Annotated in this window: 15 protein-coding genes; 12 read left to right on the forward strand and 3 right to left on the reverse strand. The window is 55.6% G+C overall.

What is annotated here, in order from left to right; translation table 11 throughout:
* Positions 1 to 722 precede the first annotated feature (722 nt).
* The 6 genes from ilvD to DFT_RS12635 all read left to right on the forward strand — a co-directional run bounded on the left by ilvD (position 723) and on the right by DFT_RS12635 (position 9,220).
* Positions 723 to 2,402, forward strand: coding sequence for a dihydroxy-acid dehydratase (ilvD, locus tag DFT_RS12610; RefSeq protein ID WP_054031533.1), 1,680 nt, complete (start codon positions 723 to 725; stop codon positions 2,400 to 2,402).
* A 32-nt stretch (positions 2,403 to 2,434) separates the two neighbouring features.
* Positions 2,435 to 4,120, forward strand: coding sequence for a biosynthetic-type acetolactate synthase large subunit (gene ilvB, locus DFT_RS12615; RefSeq protein ID WP_054031534.1), 1,686 nt, complete (start codon positions 2,435 to 2,437; stop codon positions 4,118 to 4,120).
* Positions 4,121 to 4,221: 101 nt separating this feature from the next.
* Positions 4,222 to 4,719, forward strand: a complete 498-nt coding sequence (gene ilvN / locus DFT_RS12620) for an acetolactate synthase small subunit (RefSeq protein WP_054031535.1) — start codon at positions 4,222 to 4,224, stop codon at positions 4,717 to 4,719.
* Positions 4,720 to 4,855: 136 nt separating this feature from the next.
* Complete coding sequence (ilvC, locus tag DFT_RS12625) at positions 4,856 to 5,914, forward strand: ketol-acid reductoisomerase (protein ID WP_054031536.1); 1,059 nt, start codon at positions 4,856 to 4,858, stop codon at positions 5,912 to 5,914.
* 12 nt (positions 5,915 to 5,926) lie between these two features.
* Complete coding sequence (gene cimA, locus DFT_RS12630; RefSeq protein WP_054031537.1) at positions 5,927 to 7,519, forward strand: citramalate synthase; 1,593 nt, start codon at positions 5,927 to 5,929, stop codon at positions 7,517 to 7,519.
* Positions 7,520 to 7,681: 162 nt separating this feature from the next.
* A complete protein-coding gene (locus tag DFT_RS12635) occupies positions 7,682 to 9,220 on the forward strand; it encodes a 2-isopropylmalate synthase (RefSeq protein WP_054031538.1) in 1,539 nt (512 codons plus the stop codon).
* 71 nt (positions 9,221 to 9,291) lie between these two features.
* On the opposite strand, the gene DFT_RS12640 is transcribed toward DFT_RS12635, so the two are convergent.
* Positions 9,292 to 10,980 (reverse strand): methyl-accepting chemotaxis protein, encoded by a 1,689-nt coding sequence (locus tag DFT_RS12640; protein ID WP_054031539.1) that lies wholly within the window; start codon positions 10,978 to 10,980, stop codon positions 9,292 to 9,294.
* A 121-nt stretch (positions 10,981 to 11,101) separates the two neighbouring features.
* Between DFT_RS12640 and DFT_RS12645 the strand changes: the two genes are divergently transcribed.
* Positions 11,102 to 11,827 carry an SIR2 family NAD-dependent protein deacylase gene (locus DFT_RS12645; RefSeq protein ID WP_152971967.1) on the forward strand — a complete coding sequence of 242 codons (726 nt, stop codon included), beginning with the start codon at positions 11,102 to 11,104 and terminating at the stop codon, positions 11,825 to 11,827.
* A gap of 266 nt (positions 11,828 to 12,093) precedes the next feature.
* Here DFT_RS12645 and DFT_RS12650 read toward each other — a convergent pair whose 3' ends face one another.
* A complete protein-coding gene (locus tag DFT_RS12650) occupies positions 12,094 to 13,017 on the reverse strand; it encodes a dihydroorotate dehydrogenase (protein ID WP_054031540.1) in 924 nt (307 codons plus the stop codon).
* A 309-nt stretch (positions 13,018 to 13,326) separates the two neighbouring features.
* Here DFT_RS12650 and DFT_RS12655 point away from each other — a divergent pair, with 309 nt between their 5' ends.
* Positions 13,327 to 14,424 carry a GGDEF domain-containing protein gene (locus DFT_RS12655; protein ID WP_152971968.1) on the forward strand — a complete coding sequence of 366 codons (1,098 nt, stop codon included), beginning with the start codon at positions 13,327 to 13,329 and terminating at the stop codon, positions 14,422 to 14,424.
* Positions 14,425 to 14,626: 202 nt separating this feature from the next.
* A complete protein-coding gene (locus DFT_RS12660; RefSeq protein WP_054031542.1) occupies positions 14,627 to 15,544 on the forward strand; it encodes a PHP domain-containing protein in 918 nt (305 codons plus the stop codon).
* A 74-nt stretch (positions 15,545 to 15,618) separates the two neighbouring features.
* Here DFT_RS12660 and efpL read toward each other — a convergent pair whose 3' ends face one another.
* Positions 15,619 to 16,185 carry an elongation factor P-like protein EfpL gene (gene efpL / locus DFT_RS12665; RefSeq protein ID WP_054031543.1) on the reverse strand — a complete coding sequence of 189 codons (567 nt, stop codon included), beginning with the start codon at positions 16,183 to 16,185 and terminating at the stop codon, positions 15,619 to 15,621.
* Between the two features lie 374 nt (positions 16,186 to 16,559).
* Between efpL and DFT_RS12670 the strand changes: the two genes are divergently transcribed.
* The 3 genes from DFT_RS12670 to DFT_RS12680 all read left to right on the forward strand — a co-directional run bounded on the left by DFT_RS12670 (position 16,560) and on the right by DFT_RS12680 (position 19,521).
* The gene (locus DFT_RS12670; protein WP_054031544.1) at positions 16,560 to 16,871 is read left to right on the forward strand and encodes a DUF6794 domain-containing protein; all 312 of its coding nucleotides are present in this window, start codon (positions 16,560 to 16,562) and stop codon (positions 16,869 to 16,871) included.
* A gap of 213 nt (positions 16,872 to 17,084) precedes the next feature.
* Positions 17,085 to 19,010: a two-component system sensor histidine kinase NtrB gene (locus tag DFT_RS12675; protein WP_054031545.1), complete on the forward strand. Its 1,926-nt coding sequence runs from the start codon at positions 17,085 to 17,087 to the stop codon at positions 19,008 to 19,010.
* Positions 19,011 to 19,125: 115 nt separating this feature from the next.
* Positions 19,126 to 19,521: a hypothetical protein gene (locus DFT_RS12680; RefSeq protein WP_054031546.1), complete on the forward strand. Its 396-nt coding sequence runs from the start codon at positions 19,126 to 19,128 to the stop codon at positions 19,519 to 19,521.
* Positions 19,522 to 19,699: the final 178 nt, after the last annotated feature.

Raw genomic sequence — 19,699 nt, forward strand, 5'->3', positions numbered from 1 at the left:
ATCCGTCATATGCCTGCGGTCAAATTTTTCGTGCGCCTTGATCTCGACCCAATTTGCCTATTTGTGGACGGACACTGTTATGCCTCAAACCACAGCCAGGGCAAAACCGCAAGCCGAATGACGGTCGACATTGTGCTGATTGGAGATTTGTGAATGGTCAGCAACAGCAATTTCAAAATGAACATGATTCGTCCGAAGGGGATACCTTCCAGAAGTCGTTTGATAAAAAAACTCGCAAGGCAACGGTTATGGCAGGCGCGGGTGGGGCAGGTGGCCAGGGCCACATACGCCTTCGGTCAATAGTGCCGGTTTAATGCAAACGGCGGAAAAGCGGCCCAGACTGTTTGAGCGCAGCGAGTTTCTGGGCCGCCCGCCGTGCATTTTACCGGCACTTGACCGCTTGGCGTGTGGCATCGGCCACCTGTTCCACCCGGGCCGGATTAAAGGAATACTATTTATTTAGAATCGCTGGGACACGAATTAAAAGCTTGACAGCTTAGGGGCATATTGTTAAAGACCGCTAAATTGCTCAGGTGACTATAATTATGAATTTCATCGCCATCCGACTTATTCTCGTCGAAATTATTATTCTCGTACTCGGTGTCCTTGAGAACACCGGGTCCAGGGGGGCGATAATGGTGTAAGATAAATCCCCGGTGAAACCAACAATCCGTTATCGGCCCCACGTCGATAACGGATTTTTTTTTGGAGGAAAGCAGCCCATGAAAAGCAGCCAGGTCAAAGAAGGCATCGAACGCGCCCCCCATCGTGCATTGCTCAAGGCATGCGGCTATACCGATGCGGAAATCAAACGCCCCCTCATCGGCGTCGCCAATTCGGCCAACACGGTGGTTCCAGGCCATGTCCATCTGAACACCCTCGCCGACGCCGTCAAGGCCGGCATTTACATGGCCGGCGGCACCCCAGTGGAGTTCGGCGTCATCGGCGTCTGCGATGGCATCGCCATGAACCATGAGGGAATGAAGTATTCTTTGGCCAGCCGTGAACTCATCGCCGACTCCGTCGAAATCATGGCCAGGGCCCATGGGCTCGACGCCCTGGTGCTGATCCCCAACTGCGACAAGATCGTTCCGGGCATGCTGATGGCAGCCGCCCGTCTCGACCTGCCGGCCATCTTCGTCAGCGGCGGTGCCATGCTCGCAGGCCGCCATCCCAATCAGCCCAACGGTCCCAAAATCGACCTGATCACCGTGTTCGAATCCGTGGGGGCGGTTCGATCCGGACGCATGAGCGAAGCCGAACTGGCCGAAGTGGAAGACGCCGCCTGCCCGACCTGCGGTTCGTGTTCCGGCATGTTCACCGCCAACTCCATGAACTGCCTGACCGAAGCCATCGGCATGGGGCTGCCGGGCAACGGCACCATTCCAGCCGTCATGTCGGCCCGCACACGATTGGCCAAACTGGCCGGCATGCAAATCCTCACCCTGTGGAAAGAGCAGATCACACCGAGCCGCATCATGACGCCGCAGGCATTTGCCAACGCCCTGGCCGTGGATATGGCACTGGGCTGTTCGACCAACACCGTGTTGCATCTCTCCGCCATCGCCCAGGAAGCGGGTGTTCCCTTTGACCTGAACCAGATTAACGAGATCAGCGGCCGAACGCCCCATTTGTGCTCGATGAGCCCGGGCGGAAGCCATCATATCGAAGATCTGAATCGCGCCGGCGGCATCCAGGCGGTGATCAAAGAGTTGGCCAAAGGCGGCTTCATCGACGAAACCTGCATCACGGCCACCGCCAGAACCGTGGGCGAAAACATCCAAAATGCCGACATAAAAGATCCGGAAGTGATCCGTTCACTGGGCAATCCTTACCATCAAACCGGCGGTCTGGCCGTGCTTTATGGCAATCTGGCGCCCAATGGCTGCGTGGTCAAACAAACGGCGGTGCGTGAAGAGATGCTGCGGCATCAGGGACCGGCCAGAGTATTCGATTCCGAGGACGATGCCACGAAGGCCATTCTGGACGGTCATATCAAAGGCGGCGATGTGGTCGTGGTGCGCTACGAAGGGCCCAAGGGCGGACCGGGCATGCGTGAAATGCTGACGCCGACCTCGGCCATCGCCGGCATGCAGCTCGACGGACAGGTGGCCCTGTTGACCGACGGCCGATTTTCCGGCGGGACGCGCGGCGCCGCCATCGGCCACATCTCTCCCGAAGCGGCCCAAGGCGGACCTATCGCCCTGGTCGAAGAAGGAGATCACATCGCCATCGACATTCCCGCCAGAAAGATCGTGCTTAAAGTTGAAGACACCGTATTGGAGGAACGGCGCAGCCGATGGCAGCCGCCGGAACCCAAAATTCGGACGGGCTATCTTTCGCGCTACGCGCAACTCGTCGGGTCGGCCGATTGCGGCGCGGTCTTCAGTGCGAAATCATAGAATCCCACTCATAGGATAAAACGGGTGATAAAATGGAACTGACAGGTGCACAAATTTTGATGACCATCCTCAAAGAGGAAGGCGTGGACACGATCTTCGGATTTCCGGGAGGCGCCGTCATCGACTTGTATGACGAGTTGATCCGCAGCGACCTGCGACACATCCTGGTGCGGCACGAACAGGGCGCGGTGCACGCCGCGGACGGCTATGCCAGGGCTTCGGGCAAGGTCGGCGTCTGTCTTGTCACCTCAGGACCCGGCGCCACGAACACGGTCACGGGTATCGCCACGGCCTACATGGACTCCATTCCGCTGGTCATCATCACCGGCCAGGTTCCCACACAGCTCATCGGCAACGACGCCTTTCAGGAAGTGGACATCGTGGGCATCACGCGGCCCTGCACCAAACACAACTACCTGGTCAATCATGTCGAAGACCTGGCCAGGATATTGAAAGAGGCCTTCCACATCGCGCGCAGTGGACGTCCCGGGCCCGTTCTGGTGGACATTCCCAAGAATATCGGCGTGGCCAAAACAGACTACCAGCCGATCACGGAAGTGAATATCAAGTCCTACAACCCGACCTATCATCCCAACACCAAACAGCTCAAAAAAGCGCTGAACCTGCTGAAAGCCGCCCAGCGGCCGCTCATCTTCAGCGGAGGCGGTGTCATTCTATCCAAGGCGTCCGACGAGTTGGCCGATTTGGCCCATCGACTCAAGATTCCAGTCACCAGCTCGTTGATGGGGCTGGGTGCATTTCCGGGTTCAGATCCGCTCTGGCTTGGCATGCTGGGCATGCACGGCACCTATCGGGCCAACATGGCGGTCTCCCAATGCGATCTGATGGTTGCCGTGGGCGTGCGTTTCGACGACCGCGTCACTGGCAAAACCGACTGCTTTGCGAGCGGGGCCAAGATCATTCATATCGATATCGATCCCACCTCGATCCGCAAAAACATACCGGTCACCGTTCCGGTGGTCGGAGATTGTCGCAGCAGCCTGACCGAACTCAACCGTATGATCGTCGAGGAAGGGATTCAAGCCGACGAAACCACGCGCAGGGGGTGGCTGGATCAAATCGTCTTCTGGCGGGATGAGCACAAGCTGGCCTACGAACAGAAGGAGACCATCAAGCCCCAGTTCGTCATCGAAAAGCTCTACGAGTTGACCCGTGGCCAGGCCATCGTCACCACGGAAGTGGGGCAAAACCAGATGTGGGCGGCCCAATTCTACCATTTCGATCGCCCCCAGCAGTTCATCACGTCGGGCGGCCTGGGCACCATGGGATTCGGGCTGCCGGCCGCCATCGGCGCCCAAGTGGCTTTTCCGGAAAAAATGGTAGTCGACATCGCCGGGGACGGCAGCATTCAGATGAATATCCAGGAGATGGCCACTGCGGTTCAATACAACCTGCCGGTCAAGGTGGTCATTCTCAATAACCGCTGCCTGGGCATGGTGCGCCAGTGGCAAGAGCTTTTTTACGATAAACGCTACGCCCACACGATTTTGGAACACGCACCGGATTTCGTTAAATTGGCCGAAGCGTTCGGCGCCAGGGGACTCCGCGCCTCGCACCCTGACGAAGTAGAGGCGACGCTGGCCGAAGGTCTGGAGACCAAAGGCCCGGTGATCATGGAGTTCATCGTGGCTTCCGAAGAGTGCGTCTATCCCATGGTACCGGCCGGCAAGGCGATCACGGACATGTTGTTGGTCTAGCCCTGGGTGCATCTTTTGAGCAGATGCGACCCGGGAACATATGCATCAATACCGGCCCATGCCGGTCCAAACCGACAAGCAGCAGAAAACGAGAACCGACCATGAACTCAAACAAACATACCTTGACCATGTTGGTCGACAACGAACCGGGCGTTCTATCCCGTGTGGTGGGACTGTTCAGCGGCAGAGGATTCAACATCGACAGTCTGTGCGTAGCCGAAACCCTGGATCCCAAAGTATCGCGCGTCACGATCGTCACCCAGGCCAACAAACCGCTCCTCGAACAAATCGAAAAGCAATTGCGCAAACTCATCAATGTCGTCAAGCTGCGCGACATGTCCGATGATCGTGCCGTTCGCAGGGAAATGGCCCTGATCTGCGTGCACGCGCGGCCCGAAAACCGCGACGAGATTCTGCGGCTCGTCAATTTATTTCGCGCAAAAGTCATCGACGTGGCCTCCAATTACTACACCATCGAGGCCAGCGGAGACGCAGATAAGATGACCGCCCTCATCGGTCTTTTAAAACCCATGGGCATCAAAAAAATCGCCCGCACCGGCACGGTGGCTTTGTATCGTGAACCCAAGCGCGGCATATAACTTATGAATCGTTACAACACCGGCCGACCACATGGCACCGGTTCATCTATTTTATAGTGTTTCAGGTTCACAATGTTTCAGGTTCATCACGTATCCGGGCCAGCAGGCCCATCCCAATCATTTGAAGGAGAAAAAAATGGCAAAAATCGATTTCGGCGGTGTCGTAGAAGAGGTTATCACTTCTGAAGAATTTACCCTCGAAAAGGCCCGCCAGGTCCTGGCAAACGAAACCATCGTGGTCTTGGGTTATGGCGTACAGGGCCCGGCCCAGGCACTGAATATGCGCGACAACGGCTTCAACGTCATCGTGGGGCAGCGCGAAGGCAACAAGTCCTGCTGGGACAAAGCCGTCGCCGACGGCTTCGTGCCCGGAAAGACCCTGTTCCCCATCGAAGAAGCGGCCAGGCGGGGAACCCTCATCCAATACCTGCTCTCCGATGCCGGCCAGATGGCCACCTGGCCCCAGATCAAACAATGTTTGAATCCCGGAGACGCCCTCTACTTTTCCCATGGCTTTTCCATCGTCTACAAAGACCAGACCCACATCATCCCGCCCAAGGATGTCGATGTGATCCTCGTGGCGCCCAAGGGCTCGGGCCGCAATGTGCGTCTGAATTTTCTGGACGGCAGCGGCATCAACTCGAGCTACGCCGTGTTCCAGGATGCCACCGGCCGTGCCGCCGAGCGCACCATTGCCGCGGGCATTGCCATCGGTTCGGGATATCTGTTCCCCACCACTTTCGAAAAAGAGGTGTTCAGCGATCTGACCGGCGAGCGCGGTGTGCTGATGGGATGTCTGGCCGGTGTGATGGAGGCCCAATACACGCTCTTGCGCAAACATGGTCACAGCCCGAGCGAAGCCTTCAATGAGACCGTCGAGGAGTTGACCCAGAGTCTGATCCGGCTGGTGGCCGAAAACGGCATGGACTGGATGTATGCCAACTGCAGCACCACGGCCCAGCGAGGCGCGTTGGATTGGGCGCCCAAGTTCCGCAAAGCCGTGGAGCCCGTATTCGACGATCTTTATGAAAGCGTGGCCAACGGCACCGAAACCCGGCGCGTTCTGGATGTCAACACTGCCCCGGACTACCGGGAAAAACTCAACGCCGAACTGAAAATCATCGGCGACAGCGAAATGTGGCGGGCCGGGCGTGCGGTTCGCAGTCTGCGGCCGGAGAACCGCGCAAAAAAATAGGATAGGAAAATCATGAAACAGGTGCTCATCTACGACACCACGCTTCGGGACGGCAGTCAGGGTGAAAACATCAACTTCTCGTCGGAGGAGATGATCAAAATCGCCAAAAGGCTCGATCAGACCGGGGTTCACTATATCGAAGGCGGGTGGCCGGGATCCAATTTAAGGGATGCCCGTTTCTTCGAACTGGCCCGCAGGGAAAAATTCACCCACGCACGCCTTACCGCGTTCGGTTCGACACGCAAAGCCAACACGGCCGCCGAAGAGGATCCCAATCTCAAGGCCTTGATCGACTGCCAGGCGCCGGCCGTGGCCATTGTCGGCAAATCCTGGCCCCTGCATGTCGAAGAGGTGATGGGCAATACACGAGAAGAGAACCTGGCCATGATCCAGGAGAGCGTAGCGCTTCTAAAATCCCACGGCCGGGAGGTCATCTACGATGCCGAGCACTTTTTTGACGCCTGCAAAGAAGATGCACCCTACGCCCTTGAAACCCTCTTCGCGGCGGCCCGGGCCGGCGCCGATGTCCTGGTGTTGTGCGATACCAACGGCGGCACCCTGCCCCACGACATCGAATCGATCGTGGGTCAAATCCATCAGGAGTTGACCGCTAACGGCATCGAACCTCGCCTGGGCATTCATGCCCACAACGACTGCGGCTTGGCCGTGGCCAACACCATTGCCGCACTGCGTGCCGGTGCGGTTCTGGCCCAGGGAACCGTAAACGGATATGGGGAACGCTGCGGCAACGCCGACCTGATCACCGTCATCCCGCTGTTGAGTCTTAAAATGGGGATGCGCACCATTCCCGAAGATAAATTCGTGCACTTGAAGAACCTGTCCCGTTTTGTCAGCGAAACGGCCAACATCGTGCCGCTCAATTCCAGACCCTTCGTGGGGCGCAGCGCCTTTGCGCACAAAGGCGGACTGCACGTCAATGCCATCATGAAAGTGCCGCGGGCTTACGAACACATGGACCCGGCGCTGGTCGGCAATCAACGCCGCGTGCTGGTATCGGACCTGGGAGGCAGGAGCAACATCATCTACAAGGCCAAAGAGCTGGGGGTCGAACTGGGCGGCAATGGCTTCGACAGCCATCAGATCGCCGCAGAGATCAAGGCGCTCGAAGATAAAGGGTATCAATTCGATGTGGCCGATGGCTCCATGAAGATCCTGCTGCAGAAATTCACGGAACAGTTCGTCCCGCTCTTCGCGCTGGAGAAGTTCCGGGTCTCCATCGAAAAAGACAAAGATCAACCTTGCCGGGCCTACGCCACCATCAAGATCAATGTGGGGGGTACCTCAGAAATCACCGCCGCCGAAGGAAAGGGACCGGTGAGCGCCCTAGACAACGCCTTGCGCAAGGCACTGGCCAAATTCTATCCCGATCTGGGGAGTATGGGTCTGGTGGATTTCAAGGTGCGCGTCATCGACGGCCGAAGCGGCACCCAAGCCAAGGTGCGCGTGTTTATCGAATCCCGGGACAGCGACGATATCTGGAGCACCATCGGCGTCTCGGAAGACATCATTGAAGCGAGTTGGCAGGCCCTGGCCGACAGCTTCCAGTACAAGCTGGCCAAACAGGAGGAATCCAACCCATTATGAACAGCCCCATGAGAAAGGCAGGACCTCACGCCGCAGGGACATCTCCCCTGCGGCCCATGCTTTCGTTTCGTTCATGTGAGTGAATCGAAGCGCATCGGTCCGGCAGGTGGACCGGATCCAACCTGACACATGATGAACGAAACAGACGACTGAGGTAAAAAAATGACCGAACTGGTTAAAATTTTCGACACGACGTTGCGCGACGGCGAGCAATCGCCCGGTGCAAGTATGAACACGGCGGAGAAGTTGCGACTGGCCATCCAACTGGAAAAGTTGGGTGTGGATATCATCGAAGCCGGTTTTCCGGCAGCCTCGGAAGGCGATTTTGATGCCGTCTCCCAAATTGCCGGCCGACTCAAGGTAACGGAAGTCGCCGGATTGGCCCGAGCCGACAAAGCGGACATCGACTGCGCCTGGGGCGCCATCAAAGATGCCGCCAAACCCAGGATCCACACCTTTCTGGCCACTTCCGACATCCACCTGGAATACAAGCTGCGGATGAATCGTGATCAGGTGCTGGCCCAAGTCAAGGATGCCGTGACCTACGCCAAAAGCCTGACCGACAACGTGGAGTTTTCTGCGGAAGACGGCTCCCGCAGCGACCGCGATTTTCTCTGTAAAGTCTTCGAAGCCGCCATCGCGGCCGGTGCGACCACGGTCAACCTGCCCGACACGGTCGGCTATGCCATTCCCAATGAGTTTGCCGACCTGGTCCAATATGTCATGCAGCATACGCCGAACATCCACAAGGCGATCGTCAGCATCCATTGCCACAACGATCTGGGTCTGGCCACGGCCAATACCCTGGCCGCCCTGGCGGTCGGTGCCCGGCAAGCCGAGGTGACGGTCAACGGCATCGGCGAACGGGCCGGCAACACCTCCCTGGAAGAGGTGGTGATGGCCTTGCGGACACGCAACAACTACATGCCGCTGCACACCAACATCAAGACCGAGCACATTTACCCCACCAGTCGATTGGTCAGCATGATCACCGGTATCATGGTACAGCCCAACAAGGCCATCGTGGGCGCCAATGCCTTCTCCCACGAAGCCGGCATCCACCAGGACGGCGTACTCAAGAATCCCATGACGTACGAAATCATGAAACCGGAAACCATCGGCCTGAACGCCAACAAACTGGTGCTGGGCAAACACTCGGGCCGCCATGCCTTGCGGGAGCATCTCAAGGATCTGGGCTACGATCTGTCCGACGAAGAACTGCGCCTGGTCTTCGATAAATTCAAGGCCCTGGCCGACAAAAAGAAACATGTGGTCGACGAGGACCTGGAAGCCATCGTCACCGAAGGCGTCCTGCGCACCACGGAAACCTTCTCCCTGGAGTACCTGCATGTTTCGGCAGGTACCACCGTCATGCCCATGGCCAGCGTGCAGCTCTCCATCAACGGCCGCTCGATCAAAGGCGCCGGATACGGTAATGGTCCCATCGACGCCGCCTACAACACTATTGCCAAGCTCACCCACACCGAATCCGAACTGCTGCGCTTCACGGTCAGCGCCTTGACCGGCGGCACCGATGCCCAGGGTGAAGTGACCGTGAGGCTCAAGGAAAATGGACTGGTGGCCCTCGGCCGGGGATCGGACCCCGACATCATCACGGCCAGCGCCCTTGCGTATATCAATGGCTTGAACCGCATGGAGTACCTGAAATCCCACCCGATAGAACGCGCCCAAAGTTTGTAGCAGCTAAAAAGCCCCCGTCCCATCGGGCCGGGGGCTTATGACATGAAATATCTGCTTGATCAGGGCTGCGATCACACCTTGAAGCTGTTGACCACCGTATTGAGCTTTTGAGCGATGGATCGAAGATCTTCGGCGCTGACCTTGACTTGACCGCTGCTGTTGGCCATCTCGCTGGCCGACTGGTTCACCAGGCCGACGTCTTGAGCGATCTGCGTAGCCACCGAAGAGCTCTGACTGACGTTTTCGTTGACCTCCTGGATGCCGTTGGATGCCTGGGCGATGTTATTGGCGATTTCCTGGGTGGCCGAGGATTGCTGCTCGACTGCCGCCGCAATGGTGCCGACGATATCGTTGATGGTTTTGATGACCTTGGAGATCTCATCGATTCCCGAAACCGCTCCGGTCGTGCTGGACTGGATATTGGCGATCTTGCCCTTGATATCCAATGTGGCCTCCGACGTCTGCTTGGCCAGCTCCTTGATCTCGTTGGCCACCACGGCAAAGCCCTTGCCCGCTTCGCCGGCGCGCGCCGCCTCGATGGTGGCGTTCAATGCCAACAAGTTGACCTGCTCGGAAATGTCGGTAATGGTCTCGACCACTTTGCCGACACCGGCGGCGGCCTGCCCCAGGGCATCCATCTGCTCGGAAGAGGCCACAGCCGTATTCACGGCGCCATCGGAAATTTTTCGAGCTTTCTCGGCATTCTGGGCGATTTCGTTTATCGTGGAGCTCATCTCCTCGGCCGATGCGGCCACGACACCGGCATTGGTGCTCGACTGTTCCATGGCCGCCGCCACATTGTTGATGTTGGCGCTCATCTCTTCGACTGCTGCCGCGACGGTATTCGACTTGCCGAACATATCTTCGGCACTGGTCGACATATGCTTGGACAGCTCAGCCAGGGTACCTGAGGCGTTGTCCAGGGTGGCCGCATTCCCGGCCATCTCCTTGATCATTCCCTGCAGCTTGTCCATAAAGGTGTTGAACCAACCGGCCAGATCCCCCAACTCGTCTTTGGAGACATCGTCCAGGCGCTTGGTCAGATCACCCTCGCCTTGGGCGATATCTTTCAGACCAAAGACCATGGCATTGACCGGACGGGTGATCATGCGCGCAATGGACCATGCCAGCAGCACGCCGACGGCCACGCCCAAGGCCACGACCAATAGCAGTATGGTCACGGCGGATCTGTATGTGCTCTGGGCATTCGCGCTGGCTTTCTCGGCCAGGGCCAGATTGATTTCGGTCAGCTTGTCCAGTTGGTTCCGCATCTGCTCGAAATGTTCTTTTGCCTTTCCAAGGGTCAACGCCTGGGCCTGCTGAATCGACTCCGCTGTCCCCTTTCGAGCCAAGTCCACCACTTTGCGGGACTCCAGCTGCCACTTTTTTCTGGCCTCATCGTAAACCGGAAACAGCGCCTTCTCCTCTGCGGTCTGGGCCAGGGCCACATATTTGTTCCAACGCGAATCCGACTGCTTCAGGTTGGTATCGTATTCTTCGACGAACTGCTTGAAGAGCTCGGATTTTGGATCGGTGAAGATCATGGACCGCTCGGCCACCAGCAACTGCTGCAAATCGCGATCAGCCTCGATCAAAAAGTCGATGCTCGGCATCTGAATCCCGTAAATCGCCTTTAAATCAGTTTGAACCCCTCGAACGCTGCGATAACCGGTGTAACCGATCACCGCCATGAACACGACCATGATGCCGAAGCCGGCCAACAACTTGACTCTGATTTTCAAATTTTTGATGAATGCCATTCCCCACCCCTTGAGTTCGATGATATCAACCGCTATGATGCTTATCAGTATTGCCTATTATCTAGAAAAGTTGAGCGATTTTATGGAAACACCAATAGAAAAATTGGCAGGGTTGAGAACCATGATAGACGAAAGCCGGCGATTGGTCGTGTTCACCGGCGCCGGCATCAGCACCGAATCGGGCATTCCCGATTTCAGGAGCAAGGGGGGCATCTGGACGCAATACAAGCCGATCGACTTCCGGGATTTCATGGCCGATGAAGAGCAGCGACGGGCGTCTTGGCGCATGAAGTTCGCCACGGAACGCCTGATCGCCGATGCCAGCCCCAACGCCGGACACCTCGCCATCGCCCAACTCTACCGATCGGGCAAGCTCACTGGCGTAATCACCCAGAATATCGACGGGCTGCATCAGGCCTCGGGCATCCCGGACGAGGCGGTCATCGAACTGCACGGCAACAGCACCTACGCCGTATGTCTCGACTGCGGCAAGCGATATGAACTGGACCACATCCGCAGCATTTTCCTTCCCGACGAAACCCTGCCGCATTGCGACGCCTGCGGCGGGATCATCAAGACCGCCACCATCTCCTTCGGTCAGTCGATGCCCGTGCGTGAGATGAAGTTGGCCGAAGAACACGCCCTGGCATGCGACCTGTTCATTGCCGTCGGCTCGTCCCTGGTCGTCTATCCTGCGGCCGGATTCCCTCTTTTAGCCAAGCGCAATGGCGCAAGACTGGTGATCATCAACCGTGATCCCACAGAGCTGGATCGCTATGCAGATCTGGTGATCCATGCCGAGATCGGCGAGACGTTCAAGGCGGTTCTGGGAGTGGACGAAGGATAGGTGTGCCCGTCCACGGCTGCACGGCATTTGACAGAAAATTCGCAAGGCATCGGCAATGGCAGGCGTGTGTGGAACAGGTGGCCGATGCCACACGCCAAGCGGTCAAGTGCCGCTAAGAATGCACGGCGGGCGGCCCAGAAACTCGCTGCGCTCAAACAGTCTGGGCCGCTTGTCCGCCGTTTGCATTCGAGCGGCACTAGGACCGCAGGCGTACGTGGCCCTGGCCACCTGCTCCACAAACGCCGAGTCTATTGTAAAGCATTCAGTTAAAATCGCGGGATCTCGATGCTGCCGACAAGCTCCCTCACCGAGGCGATTCCCTTTTCACGAAGATAGTCTTCGATACCGTCGATGATCTCCATGGTGCAACGCGGGTTCACGAAATTGGCCGTACCGACCTGCACCGCACTGGCGCCGGCGATGATAAACTCCAGGGCATCTTCGGCGTTCATGATGCCGCCGATGCCGATCACGGGCACATCGACCGCCTGGGCGACCTGCCAGACCATGCGCAGCGCCACCGGTTTGATGGCCGGCCCTGAAAGGCCACCGGTGATGTTGGCCAGTCTGGGGCGGCGGGTATGAATGTCAACGGCCATTCCGGTGAGGGTGTTGATCAGTGAAACGGCGTCTGCACCCCCATCGACGACGCTGCGCGCGATCAGGGTGACGTCGGTGACGTTGGGTGAAAGCTTGACGATCAGCGGCCCCTGGTAACGGCGCCGCACCGCTTGAGTGACTTTTTGGGCAGTGTGGGCATCGGCACCGAAGGCCACCCCACCCTGCTTGACGTTCGGGCACGAGATGTTGACCTCGATGCCGGAAATCCCTTCAATGCCGTCGAGCCTGGCCGCCAGTTCGGCATAGGATTCGATATCGGTTCCATAAATATTGGCCAGCACCGGCGCCTCGAGTTTTGCCAGGTACGGCAATTTTTCCCTGATAAAGGCATCGACGCCCACATTTTCAAGACCGATGGCATTGAGCATCCCGCAGGCGGTTTCCACGATGCGCGGCGGGGGATTGCCCTTCGAAGGTGCCAGCGACAATCCTTTGACCACAACCGCGCCCAGTCGATCCAGGGACAGCAGGGACTCGAACTCTTTGGCATACCCGAAGGTGCCGGAAGCGGTCATGACCGGGTTTTTCAGCCTCAACCGCCCCATATCGACAGACAGATCAGGATTCATTCAGTTTTCCAATCGTTTTGCCACGCAAAGTGGCGCCACACTCATCTATTGAAGGGTTAACCTGGTGAAGGGATAGCCTGGCGCATCAAAGCGATTTAATATACCTCATGGCTGTACCCTAGCGCAATACCATCTATGGAGCGATCCATTCGCTTTTAATATAGAATACGGATGCTTGCCTTCCTATTACGCCTTGAGGCCGAATCCATAAATATCCCTGAACGACCGTAAAGTTCCGAACAAAGGGGGCGATAGTACCTATGAGCCGATACGGCCTTAGTGACCATTTTCGAAAACAGGTATTGCGCCATGATCAAACTTCTCAAACGCGGGGATAAACCTTTATCGGAAAACAACTCCGACGCCGTGATTCAGTCGGCGACGGATATAAAAGAACGCGCTGAGATGTTGTTTCGAAGCGTCGATGTACTCTTGCATTTTTTAAAGGCCTTTGCCCTCGATATCAAAGAGATCAATGCGGAACGATACAAGCAGGAGGTCCAGGAGTTAAACGATCTGTATCATTCCGACGAACGTTCGAAGCGCATCGAGATGCACTTCGAGCGCCAAAAGGAGCGTATTCTCGCATTCATCGAGCGTCAACGCAGCTATGTCCATGACAAAGAGAAAGAGCTCCGCGACATCATCGATCTGCTGACCAAGGCCATGGCCAACCTGAACGTGGAAAACCTGGAATTCTATCGCCGCATTCACGACCAGGGCGAAAAGATGATCGAGATCAGCGGGCTCGATGACATCAAAAAGATTAAAAACGCCCTCAAGGTCGAGGTCGAGCAGATGTGGGAAATGGTCGAGCTCAAGCAGGACCAGGAAAAACGTCAGATTCAATCATTGGCCAATCAGGTCCATACCCTGCAAGCCGAATTGGCAGCCGCCAAAAAGAAATCCATGACAGACGGTCTTACCGGAGTATACAATCGCCACGCCCTGGATCACTATCTTGCGGAGAGAATCGATCGCAACCGTATGGTTCATGAGGACTTCAGCCTGATGATGGTCGACATTGACAACTTTAAGCAGATCAATGACAAATATGGCCACCTGATCGGAGACAGGGTGCTGGTGGCGCTGGCTCAAAAATGCCATGGCGCCATACGGGGGGATGATTTTCTGGCGCGCTACGGTGGCGAAGAATTCACCATTATTCTGGAAGGAACGAGCTTTCGGAACGCGCTCAAAAAAGCGCGCACCATTTGTACCAGTGTCGCTGCAGTGCGTTATGCCACCAGCGAAGTTCAAAAGGATGATTATTTGAGCATGACGGTCAGCATTGGCATGACCCAGTTTAAAAAAGGCGACACGCCCGAAAAGCTGGTCGCCCGTGCGGACAAGGCCTTGTACGAAGCGAAACGCAAGGGGAAAAATTGCGTGGTCGGCCAGAGATGACCGCCACTTCAAAACTGGATGTACCATCGGCATATTTTTGACGATTCTGACAATGATCGTCTTCCTGCAGCATCTCCGCCGCCAAACGGATCATTGACAAATCTGTGGCGGCCGATTAGTTTTACCAGTTGCGCACGGACGGCAGAGCTTTTGCATCACCCTGCGCCAGCGCAGTCTGAGACCACTCCAGGAGGAGCCCTTAATGTCCATCAGTGATCGTGTTCGATTTGAGAAACCTGATCTTGAAATCCTGAATCAAACGCATACCGTAGTGGATCTTCATTTCCACTCGACCTATTCCGACGGACTGAATCGTATTGACAAGATTGCCGCCAAAGTTCGCAAATTGGGTATCGGCATCGCCATCACCGATCACAATGAGATTCGTGGGGCGCTGGAAATCGATCAATATGATGATATTTTTTCCATCCCCGGCATCGAATTGACGGTCGCCGAAGGATCGCATTTGCTCGTCTATTTTTATGAGACAGCCGAATTGATACGATTTTACGAGCGCGAGGTGGTGCCTCACATGGGCGCCGGCGTCATGAGTTCCCTGAGTCTCACCATGGCCCAGGCCATAGAAAAAAGCCGCCGTTACCGATGTGTCGTTATTTTCGCCCACCCATACTGCGCCATGTACACCGGCGTCTGTAACGTGCAATTCTCGCCAGGTGAGCTGCAGCATTTGCTGGCCCTGGGCGACGGCGTCGAATCGATCAATGCCAACAATCTGAATCGCTGGAACCTCAAATGCACGGTTTTGGGATTCAATCTCGACAAAGCTATGGTGGGCGGCAGTGACGGGCACGCCTTAAATCACATGGGACGAGCGGTGAGCTACGCGAAATGCGCCCGAACGCGGGAGGACTTTCTGGATGCCATCAAGAGCAAGCGCAACCAGGTCGTTGGCAAGGAGATCACCTTCCTGCGCAAAGTGACCACCAACAGTCTCAAGCTGCGCTCGAATATCGGCAACTGCCCGGACCTCATTGAAAAAAACATTCGCTATGGCCGCAAGGTGATTCAGTTCAAGTCGTGCGCCCTGCGCGACCAAATGAAAAGACGCATCGAACACCACTTCAGACAGGAGCGTTTGCGCAGCTACTTCGGCATCTGAAAACCGAGCGTATACAAAGGATCAAATTTCGCGCAACGCGGATATCGGGTCAACTGGCCATTTGTGGCCGGGTACTAACGGACCCGGCTCATAAACTTACCCGTTTCCGTATTGATGCGGACCCGATCGCCGGGAGCCATATATTCGGGCACCAGCACCACCCGGCCATTGGACAGGGTCGCGGGCTTGTTGCGGTTGGTGGCCGTCGCCCCCTTGATGACCGGTGCGGTCTCCACGATTTCAAATTCCACGGAAGCCGGGAGCTCGATGGCGGCCAACTGACCTTCGAGCATCAATGCGGTCAACCCTTCCATATTATCCAGCAACCAGTCCTTCTGCTCTACCAACTGGTCCACATGAAGGCTGTACTGCTCGTAGTTTTCCGCATCCATGAAATGAAAGGTGTCCTGGTCCGAATAGAGATAGGTCATCGGCCGCCTTTCGAGGACCAGCTCTTCCAGCACATCGTTGCTTTTATACGTCTGCTCCAGATTCTGGCCGCCGGGAATCGTGGTGAAACGAACTCGGTAAAGTGTATTGGCACCCCGAGCGGAAGGCGTTTGCATATCGATATCGCGCACTTGACAGGCAACGCCATTAATGCTGACCACATTGCCTTTGCGCAGCTGTGATGCTTTCACGTGAGGTTACTCCTTCTTATACGGTTCGAACCCATGATGGTTTCGTCAAAAGCCGGGTGGATCAAATATCATAGCCCGCGTAACAGATAAAACGAAATCTGTACCCACGCCTCTATCGTTTTGGTAGCACATCTTTCAAAAATGTCCTGTTTTATTTCATTATTGAAAGCTCTTCGGGATAGCCCATCGACCATATCCGCCCCGGTAAGGGTTCATGTGCGCGCTATATTGACTTTCGGGGGGCTTGAAAATTTTTTCAATAAATGCACAAAGTGGGCATGTGTGTTGCATCGATTATTTTAGGATTCTTTCCAAGCGAAGAATCGATGCAATTGCATGAAAGAACGTGATCAAAAGGAGCGTTAGAACCAGGAATGATTGACCGTTTTCAGAGATTCAGACTGCCAAGGACTGTCGACGAGGCTGTCGACATATTGATATCCGATTTGACGACCCAGCAGATGAATACTATGGGCCACATGAGCGACGAGGCGTTCGACCAACTGTGCAGGCAACTGACCCCTCACTTGCAACACGACTTTGGTTTGTGGAGAGGCAATGACCGATTGCTGATGGATTGCTTCGATAAGGTCGACAACCATACCGACACGGACCCGATGCGTATCATTTTGGAGCGCATGCGTGAACGCCTCAAAGTGGATCACGGGGTATTCATCGCCACATAGGTCAAGGATTCACTTAAGCTATCGTTTACATTATGTAAAATTTATTGACAGGGATATGTTTGCGCCTTTTTGAAGCCTTCTCGCCATTCAATATTTTTTACATTTATTTCTGATAGTTAATCAACATTTTCAAAATTCAGAAACAGGCATCGAGTTTGCTCAGATCATTTTGAAGATTTGGATGTTATCTAAAAACCGATGAGCCTTGCGTCTATGAACCCTACCGAACGTATCAAACTGTTGTCCATGGCAGGCATGTTGACGCTGGCCACCTCCCTGACAATCTATTTCCACGCGGTACTGCAGAGCGGATTGGTCTTTACCCATCTTTTTTACATTCCTGTGATTCTCGGCGCTTTATGGTGGGGTCGCAAGGGATTGAGCATCGCCATTTACCTGGGACTCATGCTGACGGTGTGCCACTGGGCATTAAGACCCGATATGGCAGGCCCCAATGACCATTTCAGAGCCGTCATGTTTGTCGTGGTCTCGTTGCTGGTCTTGATGATGCGCAAGAAAATTCTCGCCTCCGAAGCAGCCTTAAAGCAACAGTCATCGGAATTGCAGCAACGGGTGCAGGCCCTGAGCTGCCTTTACGCCATAAACCGCCTGAGGGAAAAAAGCACCCTTTCCTTGCCGGATATTTTCCGAAAAACGATCCATCTGTTGGAAGAGGTCGGTTTCGGGGGAGGGTCAGCCCGAGCGCGTATCACCTATGAGGGGCGCGCATTCGGAAACGAAACGCCATCGGATTATTCTTTCAGCTTTTCGAGCCCCATCATCCTGGGGCAACAGGTTTCGGGGAAACTCGATCTGGGCCTTTGTGAGAAACCATCGGTGGACACGGCCACCTTTTTCGATAATGCCCGGGAATTGACAGAAGAAGTAGCCAGAAGGCTGGCCATCATTATCGATCACGAAAACGCCCGCTCCGAACTGGAACGCCACCGGCATCACATGGAAACATTGGTGCAGGAGCGGACGGAAGAGCTGATCGTGGTCAATCGGCGGCTCAGGGAAGAGATTGCCGAACGCCTGAAAACAGAACTTTCATTGCGGGAGTCGGAATACAAGTACCGACTCCTGTTTGAAAACGCCAATGAAGCGATCTATATATCCCAGGAGGATCGCATCCTGTTCCCGAATCCCGCACTGACCAAACTGAGCGGATACAGCGGCGAGCAATTGCTGGGGCGTGAATTCATAACCCTGGTACACCCCGATGATGCCGACATGGTCTACCATCACTACCGTCGACGTATAGAGGGTGGCAGCGTCCCCAATACCTACGCATTTCGTCTGGTAACAGCCAATGGCGCCACTTGCTGGGTTGAAATCAACGCCGTGGCGATCGAATGGCGGGAGAAACCCGCTACCCTGAACTTTCTGAGAGATATCTCCTCCCGCAAAAAAATCGAAGCCACCCTTGGACAGATTCAGAAAATGGAAGCCATCGGCGTTCTGGCGGCCGGTATTGCACACAAATTCAACAACGCGCTCGCAAGCATCACCGGCAGCATCGATCTTCTCAAACTCTGCTTTCCAGACCACCCGGAGGTCACAAGATATTGCCAGACCATGTTTCACTCCGTAGAGACCATGACCGGATTGACACGACAACTCCTGGCCTATGCCCGCGGCGGCAAATACCAGGCGCGGCGTCAACAGCTCTCGGCCCTGACGATGGAAACACTTCAGATGCTCGACGCACCCAAGGACAAAAACATACAGATCGAAACCCTGTTTGCACCGAATACACCCGACATCGAAGGCGATGCCGTCCAGCTTCGCATGGTTCTCCAGGCGATCCTCAGCAATTCTGCTGAAGCGGTGCAAACCGGCGGTCGCATTCGAATTCACGCCTTTCGATGCCATATGGATGCATACGATGCATCGGCGTTCGAAGGCTTACCCTCGGGTGAATATGCCGGATTGTGCGTGGCCGACAATGGCATCGGCATGACTGAAGAGACCAGTTCCCGGATATTCGAACCTTTCTTCACCACCAAATTCCTGGGCCGCGGCATGGGCATGGCCGCAGTTTACGGCATCATCAAAAATCATGGCGGCTATGTCTACGTCGACTCGGAAATCAACCACGGAACGGTGGTACATATCTTCCTGCCCGCCATCTCTTGACGCCACCGTCCGGCAGCGACGTTTTACATGGTCGTCATCGCTTGATTGCATCATGGAAAACATGCGTTATGATACAAGTCCATAACGTTTGTCAGAATCAAAGGAGGAAGTCGACATGTCTACACCCGGCAAACCCATTGCCCCGCTCGATAAAATAACGCTCCACATTCAGGCCGTGCCCCGGGACGGCAATTCCGGCCCCAAACCCGCAGAAGCGGAATTTACATTTATTTTCGGTATTGGATCCTCCGGACTGATACCCTTTGAACACCAACTGATCGAAAAAACAGTAGGTGAGACCGTGACCATGCCCGTGGAACCAGGCGCAGCCGAAGTCCTTTTCGGTCACCTCAACTGCATGTTGCATCAAGCCATCGGGATCAGGCCGCCCTATGACCTCCATGCCTCCGTCGTTTCCGTGACGACACCAGAGGGACGCGAAGTGGTCAAGGCCATGGCCCAGATGACCGGCGGTTGCGGCGGCGGTTGTTCCTGTGGATGTGGTTGTTGATACCCTTCCCGACCATTATGGCTATACCTACGGTTCAATTTTTCTATATATTTTCAATCAGTTTCGACTTACTGCCAAGGAAAGCGTCCCACCTGCGCCCACGACGCAAACGCGCTTTGTGAAGGCGATGGGCACCCCACACCGGGGCCATATTTAATTCATTGATTTAATTCGTTGA

This window comes from Desulfatitalea tepidiphila (assembly GCF_001293685.1).
GTDB lineage: Bacteria > Desulfobacterota > Desulfobacteria > Desulfobacterales > Desulfosarcinaceae > Desulfatitalea > Desulfatitalea tepidiphila.